The sequence below is a fragment of the Dolichospermum sp. UHCC 0260 genome (assembly GCF_009711985.1).
Taxonomy (GTDB): domain Bacteria; phylum Cyanobacteriota; class Cyanobacteriia; order Cyanobacteriales; family Nostocaceae; genus Dolichospermum; species Dolichospermum lemmermannii.
This window is the reverse complement of record NZ_VIKZ01000002.1, coordinates 67,121-86,982: the sequence shown is the minus strand read 5'-3', so window position 1 is coordinate 86,982 and position 19,862 is coordinate 67,121. Positions and strand designations below refer to the sequence as shown.

Annotated in this window: 20 protein-coding genes and 1 pseudogene; 10 read left to right on the top strand and 11 right to left on the bottom strand. The window is 38.2% G+C overall.

Annotated features, from left to right (window positions below; translation table 11 throughout):
* The first annotated feature begins 93 nt into the window (after positions 1-93).
* From FJR08_RS01300 to FJR08_RS01290, 3 genes are all read left to right on the top strand, one after another.
* Positions 94-1,824 (top strand): ATP-binding protein, encoded by a 1,731-nt coding sequence (locus tag FJR08_RS01300; protein WP_015083344.1) that lies wholly within the window; start codon positions 94-96, stop codon positions 1,822-1,824.
* Between the two features lie 536 nt (positions 1,825-2,360).
* Positions 2,361-3,344, top strand: a complete 984-nt coding sequence (locus FJR08_RS01295) for an RNA polymerase sigma factor, RpoD/SigA family (RefSeq protein ID WP_015083343.1) — start codon at positions 2,361-2,363, stop codon at positions 3,342-3,344.
* Between the two features lie 681 nt (positions 3,345-4,025).
* Entirely contained in the window at positions 4,026-4,745 is a 720-nt protein-coding gene (locus tag FJR08_RS01290; RefSeq protein WP_168631902.1) for a hypothetical protein, read from the top strand.
* A 14-nt stretch (positions 4,746-4,759) separates the two neighbouring features.
* Here the strand turns inward: FJR08_RS01290 and cobO are convergent, their stop codons facing one another.
* The 5 genes from cobO to FJR08_RS01265 form a co-directional block, all read right to left on the bottom strand.
* On the bottom strand, positions 4,760-5,446 hold the full coding sequence (gene cobO, locus FJR08_RS01285) for a cob(I)yrinic acid a,c-diamide adenosyltransferase (RefSeq protein ID WP_168631901.1): 687 nt from the start codon (positions 5,444-5,446) through the stop codon (positions 4,760-4,762).
* 116 nt (positions 5,447-5,562) lie between these two features.
* Complete coding sequence (locus FJR08_RS01280; RefSeq protein WP_015083340.1) at positions 5,563-5,850, bottom strand: DUF433 domain-containing protein; 288 nt, start codon at positions 5,848-5,850, stop codon at positions 5,563-5,565.
* A 134-nt stretch (positions 5,851-5,984) separates the two neighbouring features.
* Positions 5,985-6,470, bottom strand: a complete 486-nt coding sequence (locus FJR08_RS01275) for a hypothetical protein (protein ID WP_015083339.1) — start codon at positions 6,468-6,470, stop codon at positions 5,985-5,987.
* A 43-nt stretch (positions 6,471-6,513) separates the two neighbouring features.
* Complete coding sequence (locus FJR08_RS01270) at positions 6,514-6,864, bottom strand: DUF5615 family PIN-like protein (RefSeq protein WP_168631900.1); 351 nt, start codon at positions 6,862-6,864, stop codon at positions 6,514-6,516.
* The gene (locus FJR08_RS01265) at positions 6,858-7,217 is read right to left on the bottom strand and encodes a DUF433 domain-containing protein (protein WP_015083337.1); all 360 of its coding nucleotides are present in this window, start codon (positions 7,215-7,217) and stop codon (positions 6,858-6,860) included. The genes FJR08_RS01270 and FJR08_RS01265 overlap by 7 nt, the downstream gene beginning before the upstream one ends.
* 217 nt (positions 7,218-7,434) lie before the next feature.
* Between FJR08_RS01265 and speY the strand changes: the two genes are divergently transcribed.
* The gene (gene speY, locus FJR08_RS01260; protein WP_168631899.1) at positions 7,435-8,583 is read left to right on the top strand and encodes a deoxyhypusine synthase; all 1,149 of its coding nucleotides are present in this window, start codon (positions 7,435-7,437) and stop codon (positions 8,581-8,583) included.
* Positions 8,584-8,659: 76 nt separating this feature from the next.
* On the opposite strand, the gene FJR08_RS01255 is transcribed toward speY, so the two are convergent.
* Together FJR08_RS01255 and FJR08_RS01250 are read right to left on the bottom strand one after the other, a co-directional pair.
* Entirely contained in the window at positions 8,660-8,971 is a 312-nt protein-coding gene (locus FJR08_RS01255) for a DUF2887 domain-containing protein (RefSeq protein WP_168631898.1), read from the bottom strand.
* A gap of 63 nt (positions 8,972-9,034) precedes the next feature.
* Entirely contained in the window at positions 9,035-10,639 is a 1,605-nt protein-coding gene (locus tag FJR08_RS01250) for a hypothetical protein (protein WP_168631897.1), read from the bottom strand.
* 370 nt (positions 10,640-11,009) lie between these two features.
* On the opposite strand from FJR08_RS01250, the gene FJR08_RS23915 reads away from it, so the two are divergent.
* Both FJR08_RS23915 and FJR08_RS01245 read left to right on the top strand, forming a co-directional pair.
* Complete coding sequence (locus tag FJR08_RS23915) at positions 11,010-11,138, top strand: hypothetical protein (protein ID WP_256369702.1); 129 nt, start codon at positions 11,010-11,012, stop codon at positions 11,136-11,138.
* An 86-nt stretch (positions 11,139-11,224) separates the two neighbouring features.
* Positions 11,225-11,764 (top strand): Dps family protein, encoded by a 540-nt coding sequence (locus FJR08_RS01245; protein WP_085929769.1) that lies wholly within the window; start codon positions 11,225-11,227, stop codon positions 11,762-11,764.
* A 129-nt stretch (positions 11,765-11,893) separates the two neighbouring features.
* On the opposite strand, the gene hpnH is transcribed toward FJR08_RS01245, so the two are convergent.
* The 3 genes from hpnH to sfsA all read right to left on the bottom strand — a co-directional run bounded on the left by hpnH (position 11,894) and on the right by sfsA (position 14,842).
* The gene (gene hpnH, locus FJR08_RS01240; RefSeq protein WP_168631896.1) at positions 11,894-12,910 is read right to left on the bottom strand and encodes an adenosyl-hopene transferase HpnH; all 1,017 of its coding nucleotides are present in this window, start codon (positions 12,908-12,910) and stop codon (positions 11,894-11,896) included.
* Between the two features lie 116 nt (positions 12,911-13,026).
* The gene (hpnA, locus tag FJR08_RS01235) at positions 13,027-14,010 is read right to left on the bottom strand and encodes a hopanoid-associated sugar epimerase (protein WP_168631895.1); all 984 of its coding nucleotides are present in this window, start codon (positions 14,008-14,010) and stop codon (positions 13,027-13,029) included.
* Between the two features lie 64 nt (positions 14,011-14,074).
* The gene (sfsA, locus tag FJR08_RS01230; protein WP_015083331.1) at positions 14,075-14,842 is read right to left on the bottom strand and encodes a DNA/RNA nuclease SfsA; all 768 of its coding nucleotides are present in this window, start codon (positions 14,840-14,842) and stop codon (positions 14,075-14,077) included.
* A 298-nt stretch (positions 14,843-15,140) separates the two neighbouring features.
* On the opposite strand from sfsA, the gene FJR08_RS01225 reads away from it, so the two are divergent.
* The 3 genes and pseudogenes from FJR08_RS01225 (at position 15,141) to FJR08_RS01215 (ending at position 17,626) form a co-directional block, all read left to right on the top strand.
* On the top strand, positions 15,141-16,442 hold the full coding sequence (locus FJR08_RS01225; protein ID WP_168631948.1) for an RNA-guided endonuclease TnpB family protein: 1,302 nt from the start codon (positions 15,141-15,143) through the stop codon (positions 16,440-16,442).
* A 15-nt stretch (positions 16,443-16,457) separates the two neighbouring features.
* A pseudogene (locus tag FJR08_RS01220) lies at positions 16,458-16,766 on the top strand (2OG-Fe dioxygenase family protein); the annotation flags it as partial.
* A gap of 116 nt (positions 16,767-16,882) precedes the next feature.
* The gene (locus FJR08_RS01215; protein ID WP_168631894.1) at positions 16,883-17,626 is read left to right on the top strand and encodes an ATP-binding cassette domain-containing protein; all 744 of its coding nucleotides are present in this window, start codon (positions 16,883-16,885) and stop codon (positions 17,624-17,626) included.
* A gap of 27 nt (positions 17,627-17,653) precedes the next feature.
* Here FJR08_RS01215 and FJR08_RS01210 read toward each other — a convergent pair whose 3' ends face one another.
* Positions 17,654-18,424 carry a response regulator transcription factor gene (locus tag FJR08_RS01210; protein WP_015083329.1) on the bottom strand — a complete coding sequence of 257 codons (771 nt, stop codon included), beginning with the start codon at positions 18,422-18,424 and terminating at the stop codon, positions 17,654-17,656.
* Positions 18,425-19,367: 943 nt separating this feature from the next.
* Between FJR08_RS01210 and FJR08_RS01205 the strand changes: the two genes are divergently transcribed.
* Positions 19,368-19,622, top strand: a complete 255-nt coding sequence (locus FJR08_RS01205; RefSeq protein WP_168631893.1) for a DUF6761 family protein — start codon at positions 19,368-19,370, stop codon at positions 19,620-19,622.
* Positions 19,623-19,862 lie beyond the last annotated feature (240 nt).

The window sequence follows — 19,862 nt, the reverse complement described above, 5'->3', positions numbered from 1 at the left end:
GAATTTCTTTCTCTGTCCTCCCTGTTCCCTAACAACTGACAACTAACAACTGACAACTGACAACTGACAACTGACAACGAACAACGAACAAAAATGAATTTGGGATTACCATTAGGTTCAGTTATTGAAGGTTCTCTGACTGGAGGTTTAGAAGTCAGATTACACCCAGATATCTCTGTAGAAGATATGCGGGTAGGTAAATTTCTCGTGGTACAGGGAATGCGATCGCGCTTTTTCTGTATGCTAACAGATGTATCCTTGGGTATGGCAAATGACCGCATTACAGCTAGTCCTCCCAATTGGGATGATAGTTTCTTGCGCGAAGTATTAGCCGGTAGCGGTACTTATGGGATGATCAACCTAGCACCCATGCTGATGTTTACCCCTGAATCTCCAGCATCTGGCTTTTCTAGTAATGGTAAATCCCCTAATTCTTTCATACCATCGTCTACGGGTTTAGCATCCTTTCAACCCCAAACCAGTACGACGATGGAATTATTACCTGTTAAAACTATTCCTAGTCACTTTAGCCAAGTTTACGAAGCCAAGGAAGAGGATTTTCGGAAAGTTTTTGGCTGGGAAGATGATCCTCAACGCAAAAACTTTTCTATCGGTAAACCCTTAGATATGGATGTGCCGGTTTGCATTGATTTAAACCGCTTTGTGGAACGGAGTAACGGGATTTTTGGGAAATCGGGAACTGGAAAATCTTTCCTGACGCGCTTGATTTTAGCTGGTGTAATTCGTAAGAATGCTGCTGTCAACTTGATTTTTGATATGCACTCAGAATATGGTTGGGAAGCAGTCGCAGAAGGAAAAAACGTCAACACTGTTAAAGGCTTAAAACAGTTATTTCCCGGACAAGTTGAAGTTTACACACTTGATCCAGATTCAACAAAGCGTCGAGGTGTTCGGGACGCACAAGAACTATATCTCAGCTATGAACAGGTTGAAGTTGAAGATATTAAATTGTGTAATCGTGATTTAGGACTTTCTGAAGCGGCTTTAGATAATGCCAATATCCTCTTTACAGAGTTGGGTAAATCTTGGATTATTAAGTTACTAAATATGAGTAACGAAGATATTGAAATGTTTTGTGACGAAAAACGCGGACACAAAGGCTCAATTATGGCATTACAGCGGAAACTTTTTCGCTTAGATAGTTTAAAGTATATGCGTAGTGCTTGTCCGCAAAATTATATTAAAAACATCGTCCAATGTCTAGAAGCTGGAAAAAACGTAGTTATTGAATTTGGTTCCCAGTCTAATATGCTTTCATATATGTTGGTGACAAATATGATCACCAGACGGATACATGAGCATTATGTCAAAAAAGCTGATAAATTTCTCCAAAGTAAAAATCCTTTAGATCGGCCGACACCATTAATGATTACAATAGAGGAAGCGCACCGCTTTCTTGACCCAGGAGTTGTCCAAAGTACGATTTTTGGAACTATTGCTAGAGAACTGCGAAAATATTTTGTCACGCTTTTGGTAGTTGATCAACGTCCATCAGGCATAGATAATGAAGTCATGTCCCAGATCGGGACTCGGATCACCGCTTTGCTCAATGATGAAAAAGATATTGATGCTATTTTTACGGGTGTATCTGGTGCGGGTGGTTTACGCTCAGTCTTAGCTAAGTTAGACTCTAAACAACAGGCCTTAATTTTAGGTCATGCTGTTCCTATGCCAGTGGTTGTGCGGACTCGTCCCTATGATTCCACATTCTACGCCGAAATTGGCGCGATCGCTTGGGAAGAAAAAACAGACGAGGAAGTATTTACCGCTGCTGAACTAGCAAAAGCAGACTTAGGTTTCTAGTTTTAAATCAATAACTAACAACTAACAACTAACAACTAACAACTAACAACTTCGTAACATTCCTCCATTTCCAAGTAACTCAAGTTCGGTTATCCGGCTAGTTGAAAGCAACTTTAGAGGGAGTTTTCGCGTCACCATGAGTATATAAACACAGTTTTTGGAAGTTAAAGAAAAATAGTGATCAACTTTTTGCCTTGATTACTGAAATATTTATCATCTGGGAACTTTACTATTGACTCTGTTTGTCGTAACATAAAATCAAAGTAAACTCATACTGACTCCGGGTTTTAAACCGACTACTAGATAACTTAAAAAAAGAATTCTAGCAACCAACCCAATGTATTTCTGCTAAAACTCCAAAATTAAGAGAGGGTAAAGAGATACATTTTTAGACTAGCAACATCTTAATAAAGGCTTAATTAGTGTAATTTTTGATGGTAGCTTTCCATGTTCATTGATGTATATTGTCAGCTTACGAATTGCCTTTGTTAAAAAAAATATTGATTATGTTTAAAAAGTAGAGGATAAAAGCACCAATGGCTACAGTTAAAAATCATACAGAGAATGTCAATGCCAAATTTACCGCTGATATGGTAAGAACTTATCTGCGAGAAATTGGCCGTGTACCTTTGTTAAGCCGTGAACAGGAAATCATCTACGGTAAACAAGTACAGCAAATGATGGCACTGCTAGAAGCTAAAGAAGCTTTACGCAAAGAAATTGACCATGAACCTAGTTTATCAGAATGGGCTGCCCGTGTTAATCAATCAGAAACAGAACTAAATCATCTGATGGTACAAGGTAAGCGAGCCAAGCAAAAAATGATTGAAGCGAATTTGCGCTTGGTTGTAGCTATTGCGAAAAAATATCAAAAGCGGAATATGGAATTTCTGGATTTAATCCAGGAAGGAACTTTGGGATTAGAACGGGGTGTGGAGAAATTTGATCCCATGCGGGGTTACAAATTCTCAACCTATGCTTATTGGTGGATTCGTCAGGCAATTACCAGAGCGATCGCCCAACAAGGTCGGACAATCCGTCTACCAATCCATATTACCGAAAAACTGAACAAAATTAAAAAAGTTCAACGGGAATTAGCGCAAACATTAGGAAGATCACCCACACCTACAGAAATCGCCAAAGAACTAGAGTTAGAACCCGCTCAAATTCGTGAATATCTGAATATGGCGCGTCAACCAGTTTCTTTAGATGTGCGCGTCGGTGAAAACCAAGATACCGAATTGCAAGAAATGTTGGAAGATGACGGGCCATCACCAGAGTATTACACGACTCAGGAGTTTTTGCGTCACGACTTGAATAACCTGCTTGCAGAACTCACACCCCAACAGCGCCAAGTTGTAGCCTTACGCTTTGGTTTAGAAGATGGAAATGAACTCTCTTTAGCGAAAGTTGGTGAACGTTTGAACCTCAGTCGGGAACGAGTTCGTCAATTAGAGCATCAAGCTCTTGCACATTTACGTCGTCGCCGCGCTAATGTTAAAGAATACATTGCCAGCTAGGAATGTGAACACGCAACAGTGTAATTCAAAACATCCCTCTTGGTGATGAGCCTCCTGATTTTAAAACAGGGGGCAATTTTTTTATTTTAATTTATTTTGCGAAATCTGTGAATTAGAAGTTGTATGTATCTATGGGTCAACACCAAAATTCAATAGATTAGATAGGGCTTGCTGAAAAAGTCTTTTCGTGAGGGCTAGGAGTCAGGAGTCAGGAGTCAGGAGTCAGGAGTCAGGAGTCAGGAGTCAGGAGGAAGAATTAGAAGGAGAGAAGAATAGTCTCAAATTTCAGAAAGTGATAGGTTTTTAATGGTTTCAATCCTTATTCCTTGCACCTAATTCACTTTTTTAACCGGGAAACTCTTAATCTATCTAGGTTTTCGGTTTATTCAGCAAGCCCTAGATATTTCCCAAAAGTACACAATGACAATGACAAAGTATAAAAATCGCCAATCTCAATTTTACATCCCCCAACTGGATGATTTTCTGAAGTAAAGTATAAAGTTACTAAATAATTATAATCTCAGATTATTCCCCAAAATTATATAAATAGGGAGTTTTTGTTTAATTTTAAATTAAATATATAGATAAAACTTTTGAGGGAATCTTAGGTAATTAGTATTTAGTTATTATTGCAGGAATCCAGGAAACAATAATAGTTAACTTTATTACAGGAAAAATCCGATGCTTAATCATATTTCCAAATTAATGACTTCTAGCCAATTTAAATTTCCCATCGTTGGACTGATTGTTTCGGCTGGTGTTTTAGGTATTAGTTATTCTAGTCAACAACATTACAAACTTCTCTCATCAACAGCCTTAGCTACTAATTATGTAGTCCCTATTAATCAAAGTCAGATTAACTCCGATTCTTCTCTTTTATCACGACTCCAAGAAATAAAAGAGGAAAGCATTCAAAAATCACCAGTTAATATTTCTCGTCAAATCTCTACTGATAAATTGACAGAAAATATCACAGCATTATCTACAAATACGAGAGAATTAGGAAAAAAAGGACAAGTCCAATTTCCAAAACAAGATGGAACTTATCTTTATGGACAATCATCTACACCAAATCAATTAGGACAAGGTTACATCCTCTTTCAAAAACAGCAAAGTAAAATTATTGGTGCTTTGTATGTTCCTCAATCTGAATTTAGTTGTTTTCAAGGAACTTTGGCTAAGTCAGGAGAATTAGCAATGACAGTGAGAAGTTCCCCTGGGGAAGTTGGTGCGATAGAAGTTTCTACAACAAGTACAATTCCCAAAATTAGTGATGATGAATCAACAAGTTATGCTCACTCAATAAGTTTGCAAGACTATGATCAAATAAGCTCTTTGAGTGCTAATGATAGAGAAATGTTGAATATGTGTAAACAGGAAGCTAACGGTATGTATAAGTAACCTATACTTCTTTTTTAATACTCAATTCCCGCTTGAGCTTTCACACCTTGATCCTTAAAAGGATGTTTAATTAATGTCATTTCGGTGACTAAATCAGCCCTTTCAATTAATGCCGGCGGTGCGCCTCTTCCCGTGAGAATTACGTGCTTGTCTGCTGGTTTTTGGGCTAAACCTGCTAATACTTCTTCAACCTGTAAATAACCCAATTTCAGAGCAATATTAATTTCATCTAAGAGGACTAATTTAAAATCTGGGTTGTTGATAAATTCTAGGGATTTTTCCCAAGCCGCAGCAGCTTTATCCAAATCCCGATCCCGATCTTGGGTTTCCCATGTAAAGCCTTCACCCATTGCGTGAAATTCGAGTTGGTTTTCCCAATGACTAAAAGCGCGTTTTTCTGCTGGTTCCCATGCGCCTTTAATAAATTGAACTATGGCTACTTTATGTCCATGTCCGAGCGATCGCAAAACCATTCCCAAAGCCGCAGTAGTTTTACCCTTACCATGACCAGTATTGACGATAATTAAGCCTTTTTCCGGTATGGCTTTAGCTATGCGTTGATCTTGGACTTCTTTCCGTCGCTGCATTTTTTGACGGTATTTTTCATCAGTTTGGGATGTTGATATTACCTCATCAATTAACCGGGAAATCTCTTGATCTGCTGAATCTGGATGTAATTCTTCTGGTGTGTCGCTTTTCATAAACCCTATTGATAAATAACTGTTAAGATTGAGAGAATGAAGTATAATTTTTCTACTTCGACAAATTCATTAGTTATAATAGACCAGAAATCACATAAATTCTGTTAGCTGCGATCTTAATAATTTGTTTTATATTCTGCTTCAAGTCGTTGACATTCTTCTTGATATCGAGCGAATTGAATATCTAGTGATTCCTTATTAGCATAATAATAAGCCAACGCAGTATAAATACCTGCAATGGTCAAAAAAGGCTTATCTTCAATAATTTCTTCTGGAGTTATCCCAGATTTAATCTCATTGACAATATACTGAACAGTAATGCGAGTGTTAGCAATTCGTGGACGACCACCACAAGTGCCTGGTGTGCTAACAATCAAAGTGGAAATATCTGTGAGGGTTGGCATCGGTTTCTGAATTAATCCTCTGGGATGACTTTATTGTAAACTGAAAAGAGCGATCGCGAACGTGATCGCGTCCTGAAGAGATAGCACTCCGTAGGAATCGCCTTGAAAATTCAAAAATCAACAATAAGATTGATTCAAAAGTGTTTATCTATAGCTATCAAGTCAATACCAAATTTACCAGTTTTATGCTCAATGAAGTGATATAAATCAGGAGGGAAAAAATAAGTTAATTCCACTAAGTTACCGAATTCATCTCTAGTGATAGAATGTGAGCTTAATACTATTGAAGATTCAGCTAAATACTTTTTTTCAAAAGCATAACCAAAAACTCTTGTCCATCCTCGCTTCTCTTGCATTTTGCGGGTTAGGGAATGACAGTTTTGAGGGTACTTCCACTTGGCTAATTGAGTGATCTTACCCTGCGAGAATAGTTCATCAGCTTCATTCTGAAGTTCACTCTGTATTTGTTTTAGATCGGAATCATTAAGTTCTTGTGATGCTGCCTCTCTCTGCATATATTTTTCTGAATTGAGAATATCCAATATTTCAGATAGGTCTTTTTCAGTTATTTCTCCAGAAGACCCTTCATTAGACTTATAATGTTTAATATTTACGTACATTTCAACCACCACACTTAAGTTAACAGGTAATTAATTGCGATTTTTACAGAGGAAGATAGTAAATTTGTCCTGCCAATTCTCCCTCTAAACAGCACTCTATCAGAAGCAGAATATCTTCTATTACTTGCCCAATTCGTGTATCTGTAATAACTTCAATCACTCCTGGCATGGGCTGACCTTGTGTAATCCGTTCATAGGCATAGCTTGTAATTGTAGCGACATCATGAGTAAGTAACACTCGGTCTTCTTTGGCTGCCCATGCTAGGATAGTTGGGTCATCTTCACCCAAAAGACCAACATCTTGGACTCTGACAATATCAATATTTGGGTTACGTCGCAACAATCCCCTGACAATAGTATTATCAAAATTTTCGTCAGCAAGCAGTTTCAACATACTTCCCGTTCTGCTTTCCGCGCCAACAATCTATCACGCAACCCTTGGGGGTCAAATCTGACCTCATTTATTTTACGAATTTCCTGTGCTTGTTGCTGTCTTTGCTGTAGATACACTTCCACTTCTTGTTGATGATTGAGGTAGAAGGCAATGGTAGCATAGACATCAGCAAGTTTAAGGGATGGATAACGGTAAGCAATTTCTTCTGGTGTTGTTCCTTGTTTAAAAACAGCAATTACCGTATCGAGTGTTACACGAGTTTTGCCTATCCTAATCACACCATCAGTGGTAAATTCCAATGGTGCGGGTTCGGATGTGATTCCTTCAGAAAGATTCACCAAAGCTTGTGCCATAATTAATAACAAGTTAGTTGTCTTTAATAATAGCAAATATTGGTTGAGATATACCTTTGGATTTGCTCAAATAGAAATAGAAAATTGGATGACTTCCGAAGTATTATCTTCAGCATTGCCGCTAATTTATATAGCTGCATAACATTTTAGCAACTTCCGTACATTTGAATACGATAACATTATATTCGGCATATTTACTATTCAGGATTTCCCAAAAATGTCACAAAAGCCAGGTAAGAAAATCGCACCTATTCCCATGTCTAACAATGTTAGCGTGGTTGACTTGATTGATACCTATTTTACTGCTTACAACTCAGCCCGGTTGCGGGAAGCCTGTCAACTGCTAACTAAGGAAGTGTTTCAAGAGGGTGTGACTGTGGGAGTTAGCCTATCTGGGGCGATGACACCAGCCGGTTTTGGCGTTTCCGCCCTTGCGCCCCTAATTCGTAATGGTTTTATTGACTGGATGATTTGCACAGGTGCGAATCTTTACCATGATATGCACTATGGTTTGGGTTTTGAACTATTTGCGGGTAGTCCCTTTTTAGATGATGTCAAATTGCGGGAAGAAGGGACAATCAGAATTTATGACATTATTTTTGGTTACGATGTACTGCTAGAAACGGACGCTTTTATTCGCAAAGTTCTCCAAGCTGAACCTTTCCAAAAACGCATGGGAACAGCGGAATTTCATCATTTACTGGGTAAGTGCGTGTGGGAAATAGAAAAGCAATTGGGTGTCAAAAATTCCTGCTTATTGGCGACAGCTTATGAGTGTGGCGTACCTATTTATACTTCTTCTCCTGGGGATAGTTCCATCGGGATGAATGTGGCTGCTTTGGCTTTAGAGGGTTCAAAGCTGGTAATAGATCCGTCCATTGATGTCAATGAAACCGCAGCTATCGTCTATGGGGCGCGAGAAAACGACGGTACAAGTGCAGCGGTAATTATTGGTGGTGGTAGTCCCAAGAACTTTTTATTACAAACACAACCGCAACTTCACGAGGTTTTAGGATTGGAAGAACGGGGACATGACTTCTTTATTCAGTTTACTGATGCCCGTCCTGATACCGGTGGTTTATCGGGTGCGACTCCGGCTGAAGCTGTGAGTTGGGGGAAAATTGACCCCGATGAGTTACCGAGTGCCATTGTTTGTTATACCGATAGTACAATTGCTTTGCCTTTGGTAACAGCTTATGTCTTGAATCAATGTTCACCTCGTCCCCTGAAGCGGCTGTATGATGGACGTGAAGCTTTATTAGATACTTTGCAAAAAGATTATTTAACAGCTAAAGACAAGCCTGTAAGTGAGGGTAGTCAGGAAAAAGCAGCGACTTATCCCTGCGGTACACCTGTGAAAGGTTAGGGTTTTACTATAATACTGTGGGCGATAGCTAATCAAGCTGAATCGCCCCTAGATTTATTCATCAAATGTCTATTTACTACTTTGCTGTTTGATTGCAAGTTTTCACTACTTCGATATCTAACTCAAATATCCGAGCAATTTGTTCTACAGTTAGCCCCTCATTTAACAGTCTAGGAATCGTTTTTAACTTAGTTTCTAACTCTGTTTTTAACTTCGTTTCTTCCTCAATTTCTTGATAAAATCGGGTTTGCTGCCATTCTGTTAATCCAAACATTGCTTCTAACTCCTGACGGCTATAGGATGAAAATTTGTAAACCAGCATTCTTTCTACTAATTCTAAAAGATTACGACTCTTAGCCGCATCTGCTTTTTCCACTAGATTGATCAAAGTTTATCTCAGCTTTTAACTCCCGAATTTTTCTGGGCATTAATTTTGCCTACTTCTTTATCCTTATGACTTTATATGAATAAATGCTAATTCTTCATTTTGTAACTCTTCTTTTAACTCATTCAAACCTAGATCAATTGATTCTTTTTCTTTAATAAGAATAGTTTTATCAGTTCCTATGAACTGCCTTCCCCGAAGAAACTTCTCACCAGTCAAACTAGGTTGTTCACCCAGTATAGATAGAGAGCCAATAAGTGCTAAACAACAACCAATAATATAATTTCCAATATAGAAAGTTACAAAAAAAATAATTGCCGCCTTAGCACCCTGTTGATACCCTGGTGGTTCAACTGAAAAGAGAAGATTTACTGATTCAACATTTCCAGACAGTGCTTGATAGAGTAATTGGATATTACCAGATGTCCTAAAACTTCTTATCAATTCTTCAATATTGATCAGCACTTCATTCTCTGGAATATCCATTTTTCTACATATTTCTATAGCCATTTCTGCAAGCTCATGAACTTTACTCCAGTTATATGCTGGATCATTAAAAATGCTTGGATCAAATAACGACTGAGGCAAATCTTCTAAACTAAAACTTAAAATAGGGTATGAAGTTGGAATCTCAGACTTCATTTCTACTATAATGGGACTGGATGATTTTTCAAGTATAGTCATAACCTGAAGAAAGTTTTTTAATTCCTTCAGGGAACTACCTTCAGCGTAAGAGCGAATCGAAAAGTTTATGTTTTGATTTGATTCAATAATAAATTCAAAAAACCTAGATTCTACTCTAATTTTTATACGTTCTTCTGGAATGAATTCATTAAAGGGAGAGATATATAAGTTCGCAGGAAAGGATATACCCGGAGAGAATTTATACTCTTTGAATTTTAATTCTGCTTCTAGTGGTTTGACCTTAAGGGATAAAATTCCTCCATCGCGCTCTATGTAAGGAGTTTTAGACAAAATTCCAAATCTTTTATCATGAATAATTGAGTTATCTATATCAAGTTCTTTGCAAATTCCTAAAGACAAATCTAAAATATCTCTAATAGGATCATCACTAGCTAGAGTGAAAGTACCCTCATATCTACCATTTTCAAATCCTAGAGTTTTTAATAGCTGATTTTTATTCTCAATATACTTTTCCATACCCTCTGGAATATGTTTCTCAATTTCATGTTTTAAACTCTGTCCAGTTATATCTACCAAACGATCAGCATCTCCATAAGTTATATCAAGCGTGTGCTTATTTAGCTGATATCCATTCTCTTTATTTTCTAGCTCTCTAATTCTCTTTAAAGTTTTCTCGATTATCTCCTTTCCGACATGAACTAAATAAATAGCTTGCGGTTCAGGTTTTCCATCAAATTCAATAAAGCAATAAAAGGCTGGTATTTTTGCCTTAATAAGTCTATGTAAATTAGATAGAGTGATTGATTCTCTCTTCCTTTGCTCATTCGTTGATTTAACTTGAATTTTGCACTCTAATGGTGCTGGAAGAATATCTTGAGGAGAAAGATTATCCGGCTTCCACGGAAACTCTACAAGGAAATCCCATCCTGTTCTATCCATTTGAGATTTCTGAATTGTTAAGTCAACCTGAAGACACAATTTTGTGAATTCCGTTTCCCCTAATGGTCCTAAATTTATATCCTGCATATTGTGAGTTTCCTAAAGAACAGCGTAATACTAGTACACATAAATTACATTGTAGCTAGTTATTTTTAATAATAGCAAATTGCCAAGAATTTAGGTATTAGCTGAAATAACCATTGTTAGCTATACTAAAAACGGATAGTTTCTAGATATAACCCGCAATCCACCTTTTTATTAATAAAAAATCTTAATTAAATTAACTCTAAACTTACCCTATCTTCACCATTCATCGCTAAAAACTCAGTAAATCACTGAATTTCGGGAAATACTCGACCACGACGGACAACTCTTTGAGGTGTAGATTATGTCATCTTAATCACCTGATTAAAGTGTAGTGTATTTTATGTTTTAGCATCAGGAAGACCCACAAGCAATGTTAGTAAAGAAAAAAGATGCAAGCTATCGTGAGAATTTAGGAATATGGATGATTTTCAGCCTTGGCTTGATTACAAAAGAAAATAATCAGCATATTCCTAAATATATAAAAGTAACTGAACATTAATCTTACCTTTGATTGATGTGGATCATGTCTGTATTTTGAGAATATGTAAGGTGTTTACGTAGTAATCGGAGTTCATAATAATGACCATACATAAAATAAACATTGGTTTAACAGAACAACAGCGTCACGGTGTGATGAATTTGTTAAATCAAGATTTAGCAGATGCCAATGTATTGCTAGTAAAAACAAAAAAGTATCATTGGGATGTTGTCGGGCCTCAGTTTCGTACCTTGCATAAACTTTGGGAAGAACACTATCAAAAACTGACAATAAATATTGATAAAATAGCTGAAAGGATTCGGACTTTGGGCTGTTATCCAACAGGTACAATGGCAGGATTTTTAAGTCTTGCAACCCTCAAAGAACATAGCGATAAAATTCCTACAGCAACCAAGATGGTAACTCAATTGGTGGAAGATCATGAGCAGATTATTCGCAATTTAAGAAATCATATAGATCAGTGTAGTCAAGAATTTCATGATCAAGGTTCTGCTGACTTTTTAACTGAGTTGATGGAAAAACATGAAGAAATGGCTTGGATGTTACGTTCATTTATTGAAGGAGAAGCAGTAGAACCAGATGGTAAAAAACAACCAGCAGCAACTAAAGTTCCGGTGGGTGTGTAAATAATTCAGAAAGTTTTCATCATCAGAATCAGGATTTACTGGATTAGAAGATTAATGCCGGAAAATGCTGTATTTAATCCTGTAAATCCTCAAATCCTGAGCATCCTGATTCAGACAATTTTCAGACTATTACTTCCCAAACACAGTAGTTAGAGAACGGGCAATATTTTTCGGCTGCATTGCGTCCATTGCTGCTGTCGGTTCATAACCACAATGCACCATACAATCAGTACATTTAGGATTACCACTAGCACCGCCATATTGACTCCAATCAGTCTTATCCAACAACTCCTGAAAGGTTGCATAGTAACCTTCATTCAACAAATAACAAGGTTTTTGCCAACCGAGAACACTGTAACTAGGGCTACCCCAAGGAGTACATTCATAATCCTTCTCACCAATGAGAAAATCTAAGAATAGAGGGTTGTGATTGAAGTTCCAATTCTTCTTTCCAGATGTGTAAGGTGAGAGAATTTCTCTAAATAATGCGCGGGTTTGTTCTTTTTGCAGAAAATGATCTTGATCTGGAGCCCATTCGTAACTGTAACCAGGAGAAATCATCATCCCGTCAGTACCCAATGTTTCCAGAAAATCGAAGAATCCCTGCATTTCTTGGATATCGCAACCTTCAAAAATGGTTGTGTTGGTAGCGACACGAAAACCCTTAGCTTTAGCCGCGCGAATCGCTTGAATAGCAGTATCAAAAACGCCTTTTCTGTCTACACATTTATCATGCCATTCCCGCATTCCATCTAAATGGACACTAAAAGTTAGATAAGGAGAAGGCTTAAACTTATCAAGACTCTTTTCTAGTAATAAACCATTAGTACACAAGTAAATATATTTCTTGCGTTTAATTAAACCCTCAACAATTTCACCTATTTGGGGATGTAGTAAAGGTTCTCCACCGGGAATAGAAACCACTGGTGCGCCACATTCTTCCGCTGCCGTAAAACACTGTTCTGGGGTAAGATTTTGCTTGAGTATTTCTACAGGATGCTGGATTTTACCGCAACCAGTACAAGCTAAATTACACCGAAACAGCGGTTCTAACATCAAGACCAGGGGAAAGCGTTTCCGTCCTAATAACCGTTGTGTAACTAAATACTTACCAATATCTATTGCTTGTTGTAAATTAATTGCCATTTAATCGTTCTCCTCTTTTAATTACACCACAGGTTGAATTCAAAAATCATTATTTGGGTGTAGCAATGCTAAACCCTTACAAAATCAGAGGTAAAATAATGAACTTTCACTTTCACCTAATTTACATAACCTTGAGCTATAAACCAATCCACAGCATCCTTGAGGGCTACATTCAGAGGGGACTGAGGTAAACCTAATTCGCGGATAGCCTTAGAAGCATCATAATACATTGGTTGCTGTGCCATGCGGACTCCATCAATGGGAACTGTGGGAGTTTTCCCTAGAGGGGCAAGGATTTTTTCGTCTATCCAAGCTACAGTTAGGGGTATCCAAGCTGGTATAGATGTTTGCGGTGCGGGTAAATTAGTGATTTGCGAAAGTTGCTCTAGGAGTTGTTTGAGGGGAAGATTTTGATGACCAAGAATATAGCGATCGCCTGATTTTCCCTTTTCTAAAGCTAATAAATGCCCCTTAGCTACATCGCGCACATCTATAAAATTTAACCCTGTATCTACATAAGCAGGCATTTGTCGCCGTAAAAACCGCAGAATAATATCACCTGTAGGAGTGGGTTTAATATCTAATGGACCAATAGGGCTACTAGGATTAACGATCACAATATCTTGACCCTGATTAGCAGCGGATATTGCCACTTGTTCGGCCAGAAACTTTGATTTTTTGTAATCTCCTACTAATTTCTCTACCGGACTTTGATAGGTTTCATCCACAATTTCACCAAATTTACCGACACCAATAGCTGCAACGGAACTAGTATAAACGGTGCGTTCAATCCCGGCTTTTTCGGCTGCGGCCAAGATGTTGCTTGTACCGTCAACATTATGAATATAAAGCAATTCTCGGTCTTTTTGCCACAGGGAATAATGGGCTGCGACATGAAAAAGATATTGACAACCCTGCATCTGTTCCCAGATATTTGGGTTATTTAAATCACCTTTGACAATATCTACAGCCAAACCCTGTAAATTACCCAGGTTACTACTAGGACGAACTAAAGCGGTAACTTGGTATTTTGACTCTAACAGCGATCGCACTATATGAGAACCAATAAAGCCTGTCCCCCCGGTTACAAATGCTCGCATTCAATCACCCTCTACTCCTCAAGGTTTCTAACCGCATTTCAATATCCGTTATTGAGAACTCTGATCAAGATATTACAGTGTCAACTGGCTCTTTAAGGTCATTGCATTGGCTTTTCATTGTTGCTAAACCCAAATAACGGATACCTTCTGGAGATATATCAAAGCGACAAGGAAGAACTTCTAAACCTAGTTGAATTGCTTCCCGTAGCAACCGACCATATACAGGATCTTTACTATCCCCAGGTGCAAACTCTAAACAATCACCTCGGTTAATAAAATACAGCATTACTGATCGACTTTGGGGTAAAACTTCCATTAATTCCCGTAAATGCTTTTGTCCTCTGGTGGTTTCGGTGTCAGGAAATAACGCTAAACTCCCCTGTGACCAAGTTGTATTTTTTACCTCTAAATAAATTGGGCGCTGTTGAGAACTTCCCGTTAAATAAAAATCCACCCGACTTTTCCGATCTTTTCCATAAACTACTTCACCCTTAACCTGGTCATATTCACTTAATTCTGGGAATAAATGCTGCTGTAGAGCCAATTTAATCACCCGATTAGGTAAAGCAGTGTTTACACCTACCCAAGTTGTTGCATGATCATTGACCTGGATTAACTCTAAGGTATAAGCTAATTTGCGTTGAAGATTATCACTTTTGGAAACTTGTACAGCACTACCAATGGTAGAAACTCCCGTCATTGGACCTGTATTCGGACAATGTGCTGTGATCACCTCTCCAGAATGTAATTGAATATCAGCAAAAAACCGCTTGTAGCGTTTGAGTAAAATACCAGGATATAGTTTTGGGTATTTATATAACCAATCAATCATAAGACCTCACGGTAAGTGGGAAACTCAGCGTCTTTAGACCTGAGAGGGAAGCGACGCGGGCGGTTTTAACCGCCGTGTCCTTCCTAATCTAGTTTGTATTCTCTAATCAGTCTTTGTGTAGCCGATGACTGAGATACCCCCCAGTTTGCGGCAATCTTTTCTAGCTTTGCCTTGTCTTCTTCCGACAAATAAATAACAGTACCTTTTTTCCTAGACATGATGACAATTGAATATTAGTATGCTATGATAATAATATCATAACATTGCAGCCCGAACAATGCCTAAAGTTCAGAAGTTCATGGGGGTACAACAGGTTTTGTTGTCTCCCGATCATGAGATGAAGGCAATTTTAGAATATCTTTGTCAACAGTCGGGTAAGCTCTATAACAGTGGTGTTTATTTTGCTAGACAAACATTTTTTAAAACTGGAAAACTTTTAACGGGTAAGTTTGATTTAGCTTATGAACCTTCAGTGGCTAAAACTATGATCGCTCAATCAATGCCATCTACACCGGCACAACAAACTTTATTGTCTGTGATTGAGGCTTTTAAATCTTTCAAAGGATTACGTTCTTTATTCCTTAACGGACAATTACCTTTTAAACCGAAAGCTCCCGGCTATCTAACAGGTTCTAAACTTTTCAAAGTTGCCTATCCTAATAGCGGTGGACAAAGACCAACTCTAATTAATGGACAACTTAGATTTTCGTTAGGACTAACTGTAAAAAGATGGTTTGGAATTTCTGAATTTTTCCTACCAATGCCGTTAAACATAGATATATCAAAGGTTAAAGAGTTCACCATCCTACCTAAGAACGGGGCTTTTTATCTGGAAATGTCTTATGAAGTCGAGAAGCAAAACCACGTTTTAGACATCAATCAAGCTCTGTCTATTGACTTGGGAACGGCTGATAATTTAGCTGCTTGTGTTGATACATTGGGTAATTCACTATTGATTGATGCCCGGGCGATGAAGGCAATGAATCAATTATGGAACAAGAAAGTATCTACCCGCAAGGACGGAAAACCGGAGGCTTATTGGGATAATTGGTTAGACCGTGTGACCCGTAAACGCAACCACCAAATGCGTGACGGCATTAATAAAGCTGCAAAACTAATTATTGATCATTGCTTAAAATACGGCATTGGTACATTAGTTATTGGCTGGAATGATGGGTTTAAATCTAACGCTAATATGGGGAGAATTAATAATCAAAAGTTTGTCCAAATGCCGTTAGGTAAACTCAAAACCCGGCTAATGCAACTTTGTGATTTACACGGTATTAGATTTCAAGAAACCGAAGAAGCATACACATCAAAAGCTAGTTTTCTAGATGGAGACTCCCTACCTAAGTTTGGTGAAAAACCAGACGGGTGGAAAGCATCTGGAAAGCGTGTTAAGCGTGGTTTGTACAAATCTGGTAATGGTTCATTAATAAATGCAGATTTAAATGGCGCGGCCAACATTCTGCAAAAAGTAGCCAGCAATTTAGGCATAGACCTAAGCTTACTGGGTAGGCGTTGTTTGACGAACGCAGCGAGAATTAGGGTTTGGGTTTTACCTAAATCTATTCTGTCAGTAGAATCTCAGTCCCTTTAGGGCTGAGAGTGTCAACAAATTAGAACTACCTGTTCACCAACTAATTTAGGAAATCCTGCTCCTGAAGGTATTCACCGAGATGGTAGCGATTTTATTGGCATTTTTTCCGCAGGAAGAGATAATATTCAAGGTGGAGAAACCCATTTATACACTGCTAAAAAGGAAAAGCCAGTTTTTAACAAAGTTTTGCAACCTGGAGAAATAATTTTAGTAAATGAACATCAATTTTTTCATTTTACCACTCCCATAAAACCCCAAAATCCAGAATTGGGAAGCAGGGATGTATTTGTGATCAATTATCCTAGTTTAATTTCTGACTTTTAAGAAATATTTTGAAATAGGAATATGCAGATCCCTGAGTTCTTGAAGAAGTCAGGGATATTGTGCGTTTTCTCTGATTTGTTCTATGGTTGATAATTGACAATTTTCACCTATTCCCTATGCTCAGGCTAGAATCTGTTAATTTTTATAAACGTTTACAACATCAACACCAATACCCGATTTTACAGGATATTACCTTTGATGTATCACCAGGCGATCGCTTGGTAATTATTGGTGAATCTGGTGCTGGTAAAACTTCCTTATTACGCCTCATTAACCGCCTAAACGAACCCACCGGCGGGAAAATTTATCTCAAAAATCAGGAATATCGCCAAATTCCCGTTATCCAACTGCGTCAACAGGTAATGCTTGTCCAACAAGAATCTAAGCTGCTGGGGATGACAGTTGGGGAAGCCTTAGCTTATCCTTTAATTCTGCGCGGTGTACCTAAGCAAACTATTCAGGAAAAAGTCAGTTATTGGCAAGAAAAACTGCAAATTCCTGAACAATGGTTAGGACGAACCGAGGTACAACTTGCTGCTGGACAAAGACAGTTAATTGCGATCGCTCGCGCCCTAGTTACCGAACCCCAGATTTTACTCCTAGATGAGCCTACATCAGCCTTAGACACTCCCACATCCACTCATTTAATAAGTGTACTCACTCACCTAAATCAACCCCATTCCTCGGCAATTTTAATGGTAAATCGCCAAATTGATTTAGCTCAAGCATTTTGTACCCACCTGTTACATCTTCAGCAAGGTCAAATAGTTCTCAATCAACCTGCCGCTGATACAGACTGGGACAACTTAGCAGCCAGCCTCAAGCAAGCCGAAACTCAAGCACTAGCAGAATGGACTTAACTCATTATCTGTTCCCTGTTCCCCGTTTTAAGAGCTTTGAGTAGTTAGTACAGGAAGTTGATTAGTAAATCTCTCTTTTGGTAATTTTGTGTGTGTTTGCGGAATGTTGACATTCAAAATTTCCATGTTAAACCGATATCCAACATTGCGGATAGTTTGAATTAAACTGGGTTGACGGGGATCAAGTTCCACCTTTTTCCGCAACGATAAAACATGAGTATCAATAGTGCGGGGGTTATCAATAGCATCAGGCCAAGCACGACGTAATAATTCCGATCTACTTAAAGGGACTCCTCCAGCTTGTGCTAAAACGTACAATAAACTGAATTCCTGGGGCGTTAAATCAATAAACTCCCCTTGAAAACGCACCCGACGCTGGACTAAATCAATTTGCAAACTGCCATAATCTAAATAAGCCGGTGCAGTAGGTGTCCGGTTACGGCGGATAATTGCCTCAACCCTAGCCAAAAATTCTTGCATTCCAAAAGGTTTGCTCAAATAATCATCCGCCCCCGCTTTTAATCCTGCTACAATATCGGCTTCATTAGTACGAGCAGATAACATGAGAATTAAAGGCTGTTGTTGACGATGTAACCAGCGGCAAAACTCCACCCCATCACCATCTGACAAATCCGCATCTAGAATGACTAGAGTGGGTTGATGGCTGATAAACACTTCTTTTGCTTGATAAATACTGGCAGCTTGATGAACTCGGTATTCTAGTTGTTGCAAGTGCCAACCCAACAACGACCTCAGATGGGGATTCCCCTCAACAATTTCTATACAAACCGAACCCACAGTGGTAAGACCCCTTAGCGTTGATGAATCTCAAATTAACAATCTCATGGTTAAGGTTTTGTAGTTTTTGTTACTTCAATAGACATATTCTTCATATTTCCCTCAAAAAACCTTGCAGAAAATTTATTTTTTACTTTATTTGCAGCCAAGCTAGTAGCTTTATTAAATTTTTATTACGTTTACATTATATCCATTGGACAACGGAAATAGGTAAATAAAATTACTTTTCTATCACTTGTAGCGTTATGAACTAGAATCAACTACAAAATTTACTTCCAACAGCCATACAACCCTATTACTTTCTTCTCTTCTTTCCTTTCTTCTTCTTTTTATTCCTCCTGACTCGGTGACTCCTGACTCGGTGACTCGGTGACTCCTGACTCGGTGACTCGGTGACTCCTGACTCCTAATTCTTGACTCCTAATTCTTGACTCCTATCATTAAAGTTTATTTTTGGCAATCTGTCCTACTCCTGAAGAGATATGGTAAACTCAATAGAACAATCATTTACCAAAGGGAGTAGCACAAAAATCACACCTGATTACAACCAAAGGGAGAGACAGGTAGTTACTTATCCCGGAAACAGCTAACAAATTCTCAAACTTGATTTTACAAATTTATGCACTAATAGCTAGATTTGTATTCCCGGTGAGAAACGGCTAAAAAATTGGATAAAAATCAATTACCCTTTGTGGTTACAAATAGATAGCTAAGTCCAAGCTATCAGATCAAATTTTTGACAAAAAATCGTAAAAATACCTGACAAAATCACCATATTTCCAATTTTTTGGCGTTAGGATCTAATTAAGTTTTTAGCTGCTGGGGGGTCTCACCCAAGGTGAAAATATTAACTGATGAGTTAATACAGAAGAGGGAAGTGATACTTCATTAAGCGTGAATCATCATCTACAATTCTCATTGCAAAGAGATTAATAAAGCAGTTATGCTCCAAGACACACAAGCCATCCGCTACTACCAAAGACTTACCGACGCCTTCGTCGAATTATGGAATCGCGGTTATCGTATGGATGATATGCGGATGTATTTGGATGGATACCTTGCCGCACTTCGACATAGTAACATCATGGAACCATATTGGGTTCATCGCTTAGAAGAGGAAGCCAGCCGTTATTTACATGACGTATCTAACTTCGCAATGGTTCAGCCGGAACCTGAAAAACAACATGGCTACTACTAAAGGTGCTATCTGATTTTGCTGATTAGCCTATTACCGCCGACAATTATAGCACGATTTTTGCATTCGTCAATGGGGTATAGGGGACGAAATTTGGGAAATACTGCAATTGATATGAAATCAAACCCCTTAGTTTTACATCAACAAGGGGAATTTTTTTGTTTATTCGTCAACCTTTTATGTTTAAAGACAGGTTAATAAAACATTATTATTTACATAAATTTTGAATTTACATTTAACCTT

Excerpts from the sequence above, each read along its gene's own strand:
- FJR08_RS01300 (WP_015083344.1), top strand. The coding sequence starts at position 94 with ATGAATTTGGGATTACCATTAGGTTCAGTTATTGAAGGTTCTCTGACT.
- FJR08_RS01295 (WP_015083343.1), top strand. The coding sequence starts at position 2,361 with ATGGCTACAGTTAAAAATCATACAGAGAATGTCAATGCCAAATTTACC.
- FJR08_RS01290 (WP_168631902.1), top strand. The coding sequence starts at position 4,026 with ATGCTTAATCATATTTCCAAATTAATGACTTCTAGCCAATTTAAATTT.
- cobO (WP_168631901.1), bottom strand. The coding sequence starts at position 5,446 with ATGAAAAGCGACACACCAGAAGAATTACATCCAGATTCAGCAGATCAA.
- FJR08_RS01280 (WP_015083340.1), bottom strand. The coding sequence starts at position 5,850 with ATGCCAACCCTCACAGATATTTCCACTTTGATTGTTAGCACACCAGGC.
- FJR08_RS01275 (WP_015083339.1), bottom strand. The coding sequence starts at position 6,470 with ATGTACGTAAATATTAAACATTATAAGTCTAATGAAGGGTCTTCTGGA.
- FJR08_RS01270 (WP_168631900.1), bottom strand. The coding sequence starts at position 6,864 with ATGTTGAAACTGCTTGCTGACGAAAATTTTGATAATACTATTGTCAGG.
- FJR08_RS01265 (WP_015083337.1), bottom strand. The coding sequence starts at position 7,217 with ATGGCACAAGCTTTGGTGAATCTTTCTGAAGGAATCACATCCGAACCC.
- speY (WP_168631899.1), top strand. The coding sequence starts at position 7,435 with ATGTCACAAAAGCCAGGTAAGAAAATCGCACCTATTCCCATGTCTAAC.
- FJR08_RS01250 (WP_168631897.1), bottom strand. The coding sequence starts at position 10,639 with ATGCAGGATATAAATTTAGGACCATTAGGGGAAACGGAATTCACAAAA.
- FJR08_RS23915 (WP_256369702.1), top strand. The coding sequence starts at position 11,010 with ATGTTAGTAAAGAAAAAAGATGCAAGCTATCGTGAGAATTTAGGAATA.
- hpnH (WP_168631896.1), bottom strand. The coding sequence starts at position 12,910 with ATGGCAATTAATTTACAACAAGCAATAGATATTGGTAAGTATTTAGTT.
- hpnA (WP_168631895.1), bottom strand. The coding sequence starts at position 14,010 with ATGCGAGCATTTGTAACCGGGGGGACAGGCTTTATTGGTTCTCATATA.
- sfsA (WP_015083331.1), bottom strand. The coding sequence starts at position 14,842 with ATGATTGATTGGTTATATAAATACCCAAAACTATATCCTGGTATTTTA.
- FJR08_RS01225 (WP_168631948.1), top strand. The coding sequence starts at position 15,141 with ATGGGGGTACAACAGGTTTTGTTGTCTCCCGATCATGAGATGAAGGCA.
- FJR08_RS01215 (WP_168631894.1), top strand. The coding sequence starts at position 16,883 with ATGCTCAGGCTAGAATCTGTTAATTTTTATAAACGTTTACAACATCAA.
- FJR08_RS01205 (WP_168631893.1), top strand. The coding sequence starts at position 19,368 with ATGCTCCAAGACACACAAGCCATCCGCTACTACCAAAGACTTACCGAC.